We start from the raw sequence: 14024 nt of genomic DNA, 5'->3' as shown, positions 1-14024 counted from the left end.
CTAGCTCTGGTATCCGTAGACGCCGCGGGCCTGGTCGCGGACCAGCAGGCCCTTGTCGAGTTCGATGACGCGCTTGCGCATCTGGTCGACGATGGCCTGGTCGTGGGTCGCCATCAGCACGGTGGTGCCGGTCCGGTTGATGCGGTCGAGCAGCTTCATGATGCCGACCGAGTTCTGCGGGTCGAGGTTGCCGGTGGGCTCGTCGGCGATCAGCAGCATCGGCCGGTTCACGAACGCCCGGGCGATCGCCACGCGCTGCTGCTCACCGCCCGACAGCTCGCCGGGCATCCGGCCCTCCTTGCCGCCGAGGCCGACCAGGTCGAGCACCTCGGGCACCACCTTGTTGATGGTGCTCTTCGGCTTGCCGATCACCTCCAGGGCGAACGCCACGTTCTGCCCGACGGTCTTGTTCGGCAGCAGGCGGAAGTCCTGGAAGACGGTACCCAGTTGGCGCCGCATGTGCGGCACCTTCCAGTTCGAGAGCTTGCCCAGGTCCTTGCCCAGCACGTGCACCGCACCGACGGACGGGCGCTCCTCGCGCAGGCACAGGCGCAGGAACGTCGACTTGCCCGAACCGGACGAACCGACCAGGAAGACGAACTCGCCCTTCTCGATCTCCAGCGAGACGTTGTCCAGGGCCGGACGGTTCTGCTTGGGATAGGTCTTGGAGACGTTGTCGAATCTGATCACGGCTGCATCACGGGGGCCATCCTAGGTGGATCGGAGCCAGTGACCTTACGCGATGCCCCACGGCACCCGCAGTCGCCGGACGCCTACCGACCGTGGTTTCGTCAGGTGTTGTTCCGGTTCGGACCGGAAATTGCGAGGTACGTCACAGATCGGTAACCCTTCCCCTCCGGGGGCCGCGGGGTGCGGAACCTGGCAGAGTGGTAGCAAGTCGGAACCGAATCCGCCTCCGGCGCGTTGGCTATGCAGCAAGGAGGAGATCGCATGACCTGCGACCAACTGGTGTGCGCCAACTGCAACGGCCGCGTGAGCGACGGCCGCTGCCCGGTCTGCCGCGCCAACCGCGCCCGGCTCCAGCAGGAGCAGCACGGGCCGTTCGCGACGCTCAACCCAGCGGTGCTGCTGGCCCTGCTGTTCGCCGCGGTGCTGATGCTCGCCCTGCTGCTGCACTGACTCGAAAGACCACGAAGGGCCCCTCCGCCTTGGCGGAGGGGCCCTTCACCGTGCGTGTTCGCGGGGCGGATCAGCTCTCGCGCTGCTTGCGCCACCGGATGCCGGCCTCGATGAAGCCGTCGATGTCCCCGTCCAGCACGCCCTGCGGGTTGCCGACCTCGTGCTCGGTGCGCAGGTCCTTGACCATCTGGTACGGGTGCAGGACGTAGGAGCGCATCTGGTTGCCCCAGGACGAGCCGCCGTCCTTGAGGGCGTCCATCGCGGCGCGCTCCTCCTGGCGGCGGCGCTCCAGCAGCTTGGCCTGGAGGACGTTCATCGCCGAGGCCTTGTTCTGGATCTGGGAGCGCTCGTTCTGGCAGGAGACCACGATGCCGGTCGGCAGGTGGGTGATGCGGACCGCGGAGTCGGTGGTGTTGACGCCCTGGCCGCCGGGGCCGGAGGCGCGGTAGACGTCGATCCGCAGGTCGCCCTCGTCGATGTCGACGTGGTCGGAGGTCTCGACGACGGGGAGCACCTCGACGCCCGCGAAGGAGGTCTGCCGGCGGCCCTGGTTGTCGAACGGGGAGATCCGCACCAGGCGGTGGGTGCCCTGCTCGACGGAGAGGGTGCCGTAGGCGTAGGGGACCTTGACGCTGAAGGTCGCGGACTTGATGCCGGCCTCTTCGGCGTACGAGGTGTCGTAGACCTCGGTCGGGTAGCCGTGCCGCTCGGCCCAGCGCAGGTACATGCGCATCAGCTGCTCGGCGAAGTCGGCGGCGTCGACGCCGCCCGCCTCGGCCCGGATGTTGACCAGGGCCTCGCGGGCGTCGTACTCGCCGGAGAGCAGGGTGCGCACCTCCAGCTCCTCGACGGCCTTCTGCACGGAGACCAGCTCGGCCTCGGCCTCGACGCGGGTGTCCGCGTCGTCCTCGGCCTCGGCGAGTTCGAACAGGACGCCCAGGTCCTCGACCCGGCCGCGCAGGGTCTCGACCTTGCGCAGCTCGCCCTGGAGGAAGGAGAGCCGGCTGGTGACCTTCTGCGCGTTCGCGACGTCGTCCCACAGGGTGGGGGCGGCTGCCTCCTCCTCCAGGGTCGCGATGTCTGCCCGGATCTTGTCCAGGTCGAGGACTGCCTCGATCGACGACATGGTCGAGTCGAGGTTCTTGAGCTCTTCGGAAGGATCGACGGCTGCCACGCCTCAAGGGTAATGGTTCCGCGGGGGGGCTCGGCTACAACCTCGGGTACCAGGGGGCGTGCACGGCCGCGGCGGCCCCCGCGGGGGGCTCGGCGGCGAACGCCGTCCACGCGGCGGCGGCCCCGGCGAGCAGCAGGACGACGGCGATCAGCACGGCCAGGGTGCGGCGGCGGCGGATCATCTGGGCCCGGGTGCGGCGGTGGGCCGCGGGCCGGTCGCGCTGGGCCCGGGACTCCTCGGCGTAGGAGGCGAGCTCCCGGGCCGAGGGGCGGCGCAGGCTGGTGTGGGTGTCCCGGGTGGAGTCGGGCTGCGGGCCGGGCACCAGCGGGACGGCGGGGCCGCGGCGGCGGCGGTGGGTGCCGCCGGTGGCGGCGTCGGCCTCGGCGTAGACGGCCTCGCCGGGGGTGGGCGCCTCCTCGGGGGCGCCGCGCTGGGCGGGCACCGCGAGCGGGCCGACCCCGGCCAGTTCGGGGAGCAGTTCGCGCAGCCGGACGGCGAGTTCGGCGGCGCGCAGCCGGGAGGCGGGGGCCTTGGCCAGGCACTCGGAGATGATCCGCCACAGGCCGTCCGGCATGCCCTCGACCGGGGGGACGTTCTCGGTGACGTGCCGGCGCAGCACCGCGCCGGTGTGGCCGCCGCCGAACGGGGTGGTGCCGGTGAGCAGTTCGTAGAGCACGGTGGCGGTGGCGTAGATGTCGACGGCGGCGCGCGGCTCCAGGCCCTCGATGATCTCGGGGGCGAGGTAGTCGGGGGTGCCGATGATCCGGGTGGCGCGGGTGCGGCGGGGGGCGTCGACCAGGCGGGCGATGCCGAAGTCGGTGAGCCTGGCCCGCGGGGCGCCGGCCGGGCCGGGCGGGGCGGCGAGGTCGAGCAGGACGTTCTCCGGCTTGACGTCGCGGTGCACGATGCCGGCGGCGTGCGCGGCGGCCAGGCCGTCGGCGACGTCGGCGATCACCGAGGCGGCGACGGCGGGGCTGAGCACGCCGTCGTGCTCCAGCCGGGTGCGCAGGTCGCTGCCCCGGACCAGGTCCATCACCAGGGCGAGGTCGCTGCCGTCGACCACCATGTCGTGGACGCCGACCACGTGCGGGTGGTCGAGGCCGGTGAGGGCGGCGCGCTCCTGGACGAAGCGGCCGACCAGCACCTGGTCGGCCGCGAGGTCCTCGCGCAGCAGCTTCACCGCCACCGGACCGTCGGGGCCCTCGCCGAGCCACACGGTGCCGGCCGAGCCGCGGCCGATCACCTGGTGGACGGTGTACCGGCTGCCGATCTTGCGTGCCAATGCTGCTCCGTGGGCTCGTGAGGTCGGTGCTCGACGAACAACCTACGCGCCCGCGGACCCTCCGGGGGCGCCGGAGGGCCCCCGGAGGGGTACCGATCCGGTGGAATTTCGCGGGATTGTCGACAAACCGTCAATTCCACCGTCAGGTGTGGCTGGTGACCCAGTCGCTCGCCGAGTGGTACCAGCCGACCACGTTGTCCCAGTAGTGCGGCAGCGGCGTGAAGTTCCACAGCGCCAGGCAGCCCAGCGCCAGCACCACCAGCACCAGCAGGCAGCCCTTGAGGCAGCCCAGGCCGGGGATCCGCATCCGGTTCGGGCTGCGCCGCCGCGGCTCCCGCTCCCGGGGCGCCTCGCGGGCCGGCTCCGGCTCCCGGTAGGGCGGCTCCTGGTGGCGCGGCGGGGCGGGCTCGGGCCGGCGCTGCGGCGCGCCGTAGCCCTGCGGCCGGCCGTCGTGGCCGGGCGGCGGCCCGGGCTGCTGCTGGGCCTGGTACGGCGGCGGGGCGACCGGCGGGCGGCCCTGCTGCGGGTACTGCTGCTGCGGCGACCGCTGGGGGTGCTGGGGCTGGTACGGGCCCTGCTGCGGGGCGTAGCGGCCGTCCTGCGGGGGCCGGCCGCCCTGCTGCTGGTACGGCGGCGGGGCGACCGGCGGGCGGCCGCCGGGGCCCTGCTGCGGGTGCCGGCCGGCCTGGTAGGGGTGCGGGGCGACCTGCGGCTCGCCCAGGTCCTCCGGCTCGAAGTAGCCGATCCGGGTCTGCGCGTTGCGGTCCCGGGCGGCGCGCAGCTGGGTCTGCCACGGGTGCGGGCCCTCCGGCTGCGCGGGGGGCTGCTCGGTCCCGGGCGGCACCTGCGGCATCATCCGGGTGCGCTCGGCGGCCGGGACGGCCGGCGGCGGGGCGATCAGCTGGGTGCGGTCCTCGGCGCCCGGCACGGCCGGCCGGTGCGCCATCACCTGGGTCGCGGCGGCCGGGTCGTACCCGCCGGCCAGGGTGGCGTCGTGCGGCGCCGCGGGGGCGGCGGCGGCCAGCGCCGGGTCGGGCACCAGCAGGTCGCCGACGGCCAGCGCGGCGTCCACCGCGGCCGGGGTGGCGTGCACGCCGACGCCGGCCGCGACCACCCGGAGCGCCTCGGCCAGCGAGACGGCGGTGGGGCGCTGGGCCGGGTCCTTGCGCAGGCAGCGCTCGACCACCGTCCACAGCGGTTCGGGCATGCTGCCGGGGCGCTGCGGCTCCTGGGCGAGGTGCGCCTGCAGGACGGCCATCGGGTTGTCGCCGCGGAACGGCGGGCGGCCGGTGACCAGTTCGTACAGCATGATGCCCGCGCCGTAGACGTCCACCGCGGCGCTCTGCGGGCGGCCCTCGGCGGACTCGGGGGCGACGTAGGCGGGGGTGCCGACGAACTCGTGGGTGCGGGTGATGCCCGGGGAGTCGGCGAGCCGGGCGATGCCGAAGTCGGTGAGCATCGGGTGCATCCGCTCGTCGCCGTCCACCGCGAGGGTGGCCAGCAGCACGTTGGCGGGCTTGAGGTCCCGGTGCACGATGCCGTCGGCGTGGCTGGCGGCCAGCGCGTCGGCGATCTGGGCCATCAGCAGGGAGCCGGCGATCGGCGACAGCGGGCCGGACTCGCGCAGGTAGCGGTACAGGTCGGGGCCGTCGACCAGGTCCATCACCAGGGCGAGCAGCTCGCCCTCGACCACCAGGTCGCGGGTGCGGACGATGTTCGGGTGGGACAGCCGGAGCAGGACGGAGCGCTCGCGCAGGAAGCGCATCACCACGTCCGGGTCGGCGGCGAGCTCCTCGCGCAGCACCTTGACCGCGACCGCCTGCCCGGGCACCAGGCCCGGCACCGCCGCGTCCTCGCGCACCCGGCCGCGCCAGACCGTACCGGTCGCGCCGCGCCCGAGGCCCTCCTCCAACACGTACTTACTGCCGACAGGCCGCACCTGTGCACTCCGTTCGGTCACCCGGCGCCCGCTGCCGGGGCCGCGTTCCGGCACTCCCCCGTTCCCGTGAACGGCGCCGGGGCCTGGGGAGTCCGCCCGGCCGGGCGGGCTCCCGTATTTTCGGCAACTCTAACGGTGTCCGACCGGGTTTCCGGGTGTTCCCCGGCCGGGCCGCGCGCGGTCGGGCGGCCCGGTGGCGGCCGCTCCTTGACCTGACCCACCGTCGGATTCACCATGGCGATGATCGCAAGATCGTCAAATCCGGTACCGTGCGCGGACTGTCCGTCCCGAGTGGCAGGATGGCACGCACCACACGTGTGCAGAAGGGACCCCGGGCGAGATGCAGATCCGGCTCACCGTCCTTCGACCGCGCAGCGGCCCGGCCGGCCCCGGCACCGCCGCCGACGTACTGGTCACCGCGCCGGCCGGCACCGTGCTCGGTGCCGTCGCCACCGCCCTGGCCGGCGCGGTCGGCGTCCGCGGCGCCCGCTCCGCCACCCACGTCCACCTCTACGACGGGGAACGGCGGCTGGACGAGCAGACCCCGCTCGGCCACCCCCCGCTGGTGGACGGCGCGGTGCTCGCCCTCGGCGAACCCGACCCGGACGCCGAGGGCGCCGACGAGCGCCCCGCCGCCGAACTGCGGGTGGTCGGCGGCCCCGACGCCGGCGGCGTCCACCGCCTGCACGGCGAACGGATCCGGATCGGCCGCTCCGCCGAGGCCGACGTGCCGCTCGACGACCCCGACGTCTCCCGCCTGCACCTCTCCCTGCACCTGGCCGCCGACGGCCGGGCCACCGTCCAGGACCTCGGCTCCACCAACGGCACCCGGCTCGACGAGCAGTGGCTGCCCGAGGGCAGCGCCGAGGTCGCCCCCGGCGCCCTGCTCCGGATCGGCGAGTCCACCCTCCAGCTCGCCCGCGCCGAAGGCACCGCGGCCCGCCCCACCGTCCCCGACGGCGAGGGCCGGATCCGGCTCGCCCCGCGCACCGGCGCCCGCACCGCCCCCGGCCGCCCCGCCGCGCCCCCCAGCACCGGCCCGGACCCGGAGGCCCCCGCCACCGGGCGCGGCGGCCGCTGGCTGCGCCGCGGCAAGGCCGAACCGCCCGCCGCCGACGACGACCGCCGGCACGACGCCGCCCGGCTGCGCCAGGCCGCCAACCAGCGCGAGCGCTGGCCCGACCCGGCCGCCCTGCTGCTCACCGCCCTCGGCACCGGCCCCCGGCTCTGGGAACGCGGCCCCGACCACCCCGACGCGCTCACCCTCCGGCTCGGCACCGCCGACCTGCCGGCCGGCCCCGGCGCCGCGCCCGGCAGCCTGCTGCCCGCCGTCCCGGTCACCCTCGACCTGCAGACCGCCGGCAGCCTCGGCCTGGCCGGCCCCCGGCACCGCCTCACCGGCCTGGCCCGCGCCGCCCTCGCCCAGCTCGCCGCCCTGCACCCGCCCAGCGGCCTCGCCCTGGTCGTGGTCAGCGCCGAGCGGCCCGCCGAGGACTGGGCCTGGGCCCAGTGGCTCCCGCACCTGCGCCCCGCCCACGGCCAGGCCTGCCGCCTGCTGTACGGTCTCGGCCCCGAACAGGCCGAGGCCCGGCTCACCGAGCTCGCCGCCGCCACCGCCGGGCCGCCCGCCACCGTCGTCCTGGTCGACGGGGACGTCGGCACCGAGGCCGGCCGGCACGCCCTCGGCCTGCTGCTGCGCCAGGGCCCCGCGGCCGGCGTCTTCGTCCTCTGCCTCGCCGAGACCCCCGAGGAGCTCCCCACCGGCCTCGGCGCGCTGGGCCTGGTCACCGGCGAGGTCTCCACCCGCCTCACCCTGGAGCGCCCCGCCGCCGGCGGCCGCGAACGCCTCACCGACATCGCCCTCGACGCGGTCTCCCCCGCCTGGGCCGAGCGGCTGGCCCGCACCCTGGCCCCGCTCGCCGAGACCGACGCCGGGGCGCCGCCGCGCGGCCCGCTCCCCGACGCCCTGCGCCTGCTCGACCTGCTGCGCGCCGAATCGCTCTCCCCCGCCCGGCTCGCCGAGGGCTGGCAGGCGCTGCCCGCCGGAGCGGGCGGCGCCACCGCCCTGCTCGGCACCGCCCGGACCGCCGCCGGCGAGGAGGACTGCACCCTCGACCTCGCCGAGGACGGCGACCACCTGCTGATCGGCGGCGGCGCCGGCTCCGGCAAGTCCGAACTGCTGCGCAGCCTGGCCGCGTCGCTCGCCGTCTCCGAACGCCCCGACCGGCTCGCCCTGCTGACCGTCGACGGGGACCGCGCGGAGGACGGCGGCCTGGCCGGCTGCACCGACCTCCCGCACGTCACCGACCACGTCAACGCCGCCGAGGACCCGCGCGGCGCGCTGCTCGCCGCCGAGCGCCTCACCGACGAACTCGCCCACCGCGAAGCCCTGTTCGACGGCCTGACCTTCACCGAGTGGCACACCCGGCGGGCCCTGGCCAGGACCCCCGCGCTGGTCGGCGGCCCCGCCGCCGACCCGGCCGCGCAGGTCCGGGTGGTCGAGCCCCGCCGCTCCCCCGAGGCGCCCCCGGCCGACACCGCCCCGCCCCGGCTGGTCGTCCTGGTCGACGACTACGACGCGCTGCTCGGCCCCGCCTCCCCCGGCGGCCGCCCGCTGGCCCGCGCCCTCGCCGCCGTCGCGGTGCACGGCGCCCGGCTCGGCGTGCACGTGATCGCGGCGACCGGCTCGCCCGAGAGCACCGCCGGCACCGAGGTCGACGAGGCCGCCCAGCTGCGGATCGCCCTGCGCACCGAGCAGCCCGGCGACTCCGCCCTGCTCGTCCACCTCCCCGACGCCGCCGCCCTCCCCGCCGGCACCCCCGGCCGCGGCTACCTCCGCCGCCCGGACGGCGCGGTCACCGCCTTCCAGGGCGCCCGGGTCAGCGGGCGCATCCCCCGCACCGCGACGCTCCGCCCCACCGTCGTCGTCCAACGCCTGGAGGACCACGGCGCGGCGCCCTCCCCGCGGCCGGTCCGGGAGCTCGGCAACGGGCCCACCGACCTGGCGCTGCTCGCTTCGGCGCTGCGCCGGGCCACCGAGAGCTCCTAGGGGGCGAAAACAGGGGCTCGGGGAACGGCGAGCCCCGGTCTGCTGGCGGTGCACGGCCGGAGCGCGCATCGGCTTCCGGTTCCTGTCACTGCACGCAGCAGCACGAACCTCCGATGGGCTCCGGCCACCAGCAGCACGGACCCGCCGTTCCCCGGGCCCCTGACGGGGCCGATGCGCAGCATCGACTCGCCGTTCCCCGAGCCCCTGAAGGGGCCTGCCCTCAGCGCCCGTTGCGCAGCAGGGTGCGGATCACCCGCATCGCGACGGAGAGGCTGGAGAGCTCGTAGTTGCCGGAACCCCTTATGTCGTCGAGCGTGGTGCGGGCCCGGCTGAGCAGGGTGCCGTTGAGTTCGGCCCAGGCCGAGTAGCGCTCCTCGGGGCTGGATCCGGCGGGCCCGGCGGCGAGCACGTCCGCGGTGAGGGCGGCGTGCGCGGCGAACAGGTCCTCGCGGATCGCGGCGCGGGCCATCGAGGACCAGCGGTCGGTGCGCGGCAGGTCGATGACCCGGTCGAGCAGGTGGCTGATCTGGAGCCGGTCGCCGAGGTCGTAGTACAGCTCGGCGACCTCCATCACGTCGGTGTCCGAGCGGTCCGCGACGCCGACGATGTCGAGGGTCGGGAAGGCGGAGGAGAGTCCGGCGATCCGGGTGGCGAGCTCGTCGGGGACGCCGGCCGCGGACAGCTCCCGGTGGACGGACTCGAACCAGGCGAGGTCCTCCCCGGTGAGCGGCTTGGGCAGCGCGTCCCAGACCTGGTTGACCCGGTCGTGGAAGAACGCGATGGTGTCGGCGATGTCGAGCGGCTGCCGGTTGTTGAGCATCCACCGGGTGGCGCGCTCGACCAGGCGGCGGGCGTGCAGCCGCATCTTGGTCTGGACGCGGGCGGCGACCTGGTTGTCGAGGCGCTCGACCTGGTCCCAGATCTGCTCCAGGCCGAAGACCGCGCGGGCCGCGGCGTGGGTGCGGGCGATCTCCTCCATGGTCGCGCCGGTCTCCTCGCGGAGCCGGAACGCGAAGGTGCAGCCGCCGCGGTTGATCGTGTCGTTGACGATCAGGGTGGTGATGATCTCGCGGCGCAGCGGGTGGTGGTCGATCTGCTCGGCGAACCGGGCCCGCAGCGCGCTGGGGAAGTACGCGTGCAGCACGTCCCGGAAGTACGGGTCGTCGGGCAGGTCGGTGGCGAGCAGCTCGTCGGCCAGGGTGATCTTGGTGTAGGCGAGCAGCACCGACAGTTCGGGCTGGGACAGGCCGCGGCCGGCCTGCTGGCGGTCGCGGATCTGCTTCTCGGTGGGCAGGTACTCCAGGGCCCGGTCGAGCTGTCCGTTGGCCTCCAGCCGGTTGATCATGCGGGAGTGCACGTTGACCATGCTGGCGGCCTGGGCGACGGCGTTGGCGAGCACGACGTTCTGCGCGTAGTTGTTGCGCAGCACGAGGTGGCCGACCTCGTCGGTCATCTCGGCGAGCAGGGCGTTGCGCTGCTTGACCGTCAGGTCGCCGTCGGCGACCACCTGGTTGAGCAGGATCTTGATGTTCACCTCGTGGTCGGAGGTGTCGACGCCGGCCGAGTTGTCGATGGCGTCGGTGTCGATCCAGCCGCCGGTGCCCTCGGGGCCGCCGCTGGAGGCGAACTCGATCCGGCCGAGCTGGGTGCAGCCGAGGTTGCCGCCCTCGCCGATCACCCGGGCGCGGACGTCGCCGCCGTTGACCCGGATCGCGTCGTTGGCCTTGTCGCCGACCTCGGCGTTGGTCTCGGCCGAGGACTTGACGTAGGTGCCGATGCCGCCGTTCCAGAACAGGTCGACGGGGGCCTGCAGGATCGCCTTCATCAGCTCGGCGGGGGTGAGCTTGGCGGCGTCGGTGCCGAGCCGCTCGCGGACCTGCGCGGAGAGCTGGATGGACTTGGCGGAGCGCGGGTAGACGCCGCCGCCGGCCGAGATCAGCGACCTGTCGTAGTCGTCCCAGGAGCTGCGCGGCAGGTCGAACAGCCGGCGGCGCTCGGCGAAGGAGGCCGCCGCGTCCGGGTTCGGGTCGAGGAAGATGTGCCGGTGGTCGAAGGCGGCGACCAGCCGGATGTGCTCGGAGAGCAGCATGCCGTTGCCGAACACGTCGCCGGACATGTCGCCGATGCCGATGACGGTGAAGTCCTCGGACTGGGTGTCGACGCCGAGTTCGCGGAAGTTGCGCTTGACGGACTCCCAGGCGCCGCGGGCGGTGATGCCCATGCCCTTGTGGTCGTAGCCCGCCGAGCCGCCGGAGGCGAACGCGTCGCCGAGCCAGAAGCCGTACTGCTCGGCCACGCCGTTGGCGATGTCGGAGAAGGTCGCGGTGCCCTTGTCGGCGGCGACCACCAGGTAGGTGTCGTCCTCGTCGTGGCGCACCACGTCGAGGGGGTGCACGACCTCGCCGGCCACCAGGTTGTCGGTGATGTCGAGCAGCGCGGAGATGAAGGTCTTGTACGAGGCGACGCCCTCGGCGAGCCAGGCGTCCCGGTCGAGGGACGGGTCGGGCAGCTGCTTGGCGACGAAGCCGCCCTTGGCGCCGACCGGCACGATGACGGTGTTCTTGACCATCTGGGCCTTGACCAGGCCGAGGATCTCGGTGCGGAAGTCCTCGCGCCGGTCGGACCAGCGCAGGCCGCCGCGGGCGACCTTGCCGAAGCGCAGGTGGACGCCCTCGACGCGGGGCGAGTACACCCAGATCTCGAAGGCGGGGCGCGGCGCGGGCAGGTCGGGGATGGCCTTGGGGTCGAACTTCATCGACACGTACGAGTGCCAGCGGCCCTCGGCGTCGTGCTGGAAGAAGTTGGTCCGCAGGGTGGCCCTGATCAGGTGCAGGAAGGAGCGCAGGATGCGGTCCTCGTCCAGCGAGACGACCTCGTCGAGGGCGCCGGCGAGCTCTTCGAGGATGCCCTCGGTGAGCTCCTCGCTGCCGGACCGGTGGCTGGGCGAGAGCCGGGCCTCGAACAGGTTGACCAGCAGCCGGGTGGTGTGGGTGTTGTTGCGGAGCGCGTCCTCCATGTAGTCCTGGGAGAACGTGGAGCCCGCCTGGCGCAGGTACTTGGCGTAGGCGCGCAGCACCACGGCCTGGCGCCAGGTCAGCTTGGCGGTGAGGACGAGCTCGTTGAAGCCGTCGTTCTCGGCCTCTCCGCACCAGGTGGCGGAGAAGGTGTCCTGGAAGCGCTCGCGGTCCTCGTCGGTGAGGTCGGTGCCCTCGCGGAGCTTGAGGCCGAAGTCGACCACCCAGGCGGTGGTGCCGTCGGTGCGGCGCAGCGCGTACGGGTGCTCGTCGAGGACCTCGACGCCCAGGCGCTGCAGGACGGGCAGCACCTCGGTGAGCGAGATCGGGCCGCCGACCCGGTAGATCTTGAAGCGGCGCTCGTCGTCGCCGGCGCCGACCGGCTGGTAGAGGTTGAGCCGGAAGTCGCCCTCGCCGCTGAGCGACTCGATCTGCTTGAGGTCGGCGACGGCGGTGCGCGGCGGGAAGTCGGCGCGGTAGCCGTCGGGGAAGGCGGTGGCGTACTTGTGCGAGAGCTCGGCGGCGCGCTCCTCGCCGAACTCGGTGCCCAGCTGGTCGTTGAAGCCGTCCATCCAGAACCGGGCGGCCTCGGCGAGCCGGTTCTCGATCCGCTCGACGTCGGAGTCGGAGAGCTGCGGCAGCTCGGCGCCGGGGGCGACCCGGACCACGAAGTGCAGGCGGGTGAGCACCGATTCGGTGGCGTACACCGTGTAGTCGATGGTGTCGCCGCTCAGTTCGGTCTTCAGGATCTCGGTGAGGGCCAGCCGGATCCGGGTGGTGTAGCGGTCGCGCGGCAGGTAGACGTACGCCGAGTAGTAGCGGCCGTACTCGTCCTGGCGCAGGAACAGCCGCAGCCGGCGGCGCTCCTGGAGGTACAGGACGCTGGTGGCGATCGACTGGAGCTCGGCGGCGGCGGTCTGGAACATCTCGTCGCGCGGGAAGGTCTCCATGATCTGGAGCAGGTCGCGCCCGTCGTGGCTGTCGCCGGAGAAGCCCGCCCCGTTCATGACCTCCTGCACCTTGCGGCGCACCACCGGGATCCGGGTGACCGACTCGGTGTACGCGGCGGAGGAGAACAGGCCGAGGAAGCGGCGCTCGCCGACCGGCTCGCCGGCCGCGTCGAACTTCTTCACGCCGACGTAGTCGAGGTACGCGGTGCGGTGCACGGTGGCGCGGCTGTTGGCCTTGGTGAGGACCAGCAGCTTCTTCTCGTGCGCCTTGGCGCGGACGGGGGCGGACAGCCGGCCGAACGCCTCGGAGACCGGGTGGTGGTCGGTGTCGTGGCTGAGCGGGTCGGCCCGCAGGACGCCCAGGCCGGTGCCGGCGACCGCCTTGAGCACCTCCTCGCCCTCGTGCTCGACCAGGTCGTACTCGCGGTAGCCGAGGAAGGTGAAGTGGTCGTCGGCGAGCCAGCGCATCAGCTCCCAGGCCTCGCCGACCTCCTGCTCGGGCAGGTGCGCGGGGGGCTCCTCGGCGAGTTCGTCGGCCAGCCGGAGCGCGGAGTCGCGCATCTTCGACCAGTCCTCGACGACCTCGCGGACGTCGCCCAGCACCCGGCGCAGGCCCGCCTCCAGGGTGCGCAGGTCCTCGCGGTCGGTCTCGCGGTCGATCTCGATGTGCATCCAGGACTCGACCACGGCGTCGGCGGGCCACTCGGTGCCGGCCGCCTGGGCGCGGTTGCACGCGTCGGTGTCGAGGATCTCCAGCAGCTTGCCGGTGATGTCGCGGCGCACGGCGAGCTGCGGGTGGACGACCAGGTGGATGGCCCGGTCCAGCCGGCTCAGCTCGTTGGTGACCGAGTCGACCAGGAACGGCATGTCGTCGGTGACCACCTCGACCACGGTGTGGCCGCAGGACCAGCCGTTCTCCTCGACGGTCGGGGTGTGCACCCGGACCTCGGCGGTGCCCTGCGGGCGCTTCAGGCCCAGCCGGTAGTGGGAGGCCGCGGCCCCGTACACGTCCACCGGGTCCCGGTTGATCACGTCCTCGGGGGCGGTGTGGAGGTAGTAGTGGTGCAGGTAAGCGGCCAGAGCACCGTTGCTCAGGCCCTCCCCCGGCGCCGCTCCCCCCACCTGGCTGTTCTCAGCGGCTGCTGCTGCTTTCCTGAGCAGGTCGGCCTTGGCTGCGTCCAGCTTGGTCTGCATGGCTGTTTGGCTCCTGTCGCGCGCCGTTGCGTGACTCGGTGATGGCTGTGGGTGCACCGCCGGGCCCCGTCGGCAATCCTCCCGTACACGAGGGGTGAAAAGCGCTCAAGGCACGCATGAGTCGCGTTCCGCCCGGGTACGACAGCACGTTTGGCCTGCCTGACCGATAACCGGCGACGTCGTCAGCCTAGCCTGACGAAACGAAGGTGTCAGGGGACACGGAGGAGCAATCCCGCAGGAGGAAGGGGTCTTCCTGGACACCTTGTCCAACGCCTCCCAGCT

Annotated in this window: 7 protein-coding genes; 2 read left to right on the top strand and 5 right to left on the bottom strand. The window is 73.8% G+C overall.

What is annotated here, in order from left to right; all coding sequences use genetic code 11:
• Nucleotides 1-690 carry a cell division ATP-binding protein FtsE gene (gene ftsE, locus ABD345_RS08000; protein ID WP_344551187.1) on the bottom strand — a complete coding sequence of 230 codons (690 nt, stop codon included), beginning with the start codon at nt 688-690 and terminating at the stop codon, nt 1-3.
• 261 nt (nt 691-951) lie between these two features.
• Between ftsE and ABD345_RS07995 the strand changes: the two genes are divergently transcribed.
• Entirely contained in the window at nt 952-1140 is a 189-nt protein-coding gene (locus ABD345_RS07995) for a hypothetical protein (RefSeq protein WP_344551186.1), read from the top strand.
• Nucleotides 1141-1210: 70 nt separating this feature from the next.
• Here ABD345_RS07995 and prfB read toward each other — a convergent pair whose 3' ends face one another.
• From prfB to ABD345_RS07980, 3 genes are all read right to left on the bottom strand, one after another.
• Nucleotides 1211-2314 carry a peptide chain release factor 2 gene (prfB, locus tag ABD345_RS07990; RefSeq protein ID WP_344551185.1) on the bottom strand — a complete coding sequence of 368 codons (1104 nt, stop codon included), beginning with the start codon at nt 2312-2314 and terminating at the stop codon, nt 1211-1213.
• Nucleotides 2315-2348: 34 nt separating this feature from the next.
• Nucleotides 2349-3596, bottom strand: coding sequence for a serine/threonine-protein kinase (locus ABD345_RS07985; protein WP_344551184.1), 1248 nt, complete (start codon nt 3594-3596; stop codon nt 2349-2351).
• Nucleotides 3597-3738: 142 nt separating this feature from the next.
• Nucleotides 3739-5535: a serine/threonine-protein kinase gene (locus ABD345_RS07980; RefSeq protein ID WP_344551183.1), complete on the bottom strand. Its 1797-nt coding sequence runs from the start codon at nt 5533-5535 to the stop codon at nt 3739-3741.
• Between the two features lie 340 nt (nt 5536-5875).
• Here ABD345_RS07980 and ABD345_RS07975 point away from each other — a divergent pair, with 340 nt between their 5' ends.
• Nucleotides 5876-8584 (top strand): FtsK/SpoIIIE domain-containing protein, encoded by a 2709-nt coding sequence (locus tag ABD345_RS07975; RefSeq protein ID WP_344551182.1) that lies wholly within the window; start codon nt 5876-5878, stop codon nt 8582-8584.
• 220 nt (nt 8585-8804) lie between these two features.
• Here the strand turns inward: ABD345_RS07975 and ABD345_RS07970 are convergent, their stop codons facing one another.
• Nucleotides 8805-13742: an NAD-glutamate dehydrogenase gene (locus ABD345_RS07970; RefSeq protein WP_344551181.1), complete on the bottom strand. Its 4938-nt coding sequence runs from the start codon at nt 13740-13742 to the stop codon at nt 8805-8807.
• Nucleotides 13743-14024 lie beyond the last annotated feature (282 nt).

This window comes from Kitasatospora saccharophila (genome assembly GCF_039529925.1).
In the GTDB taxonomy this organism is placed as follows: domain Bacteria; phylum Actinomycetota; class Actinomycetes; order Streptomycetales; family Streptomycetaceae; genus Kitasatospora; species Kitasatospora saccharophila.
The sequence above is the reverse complement of the archived record's forward strand: the minus strand, read 5'-3'. Positions and strand labels throughout refer to the sequence as shown.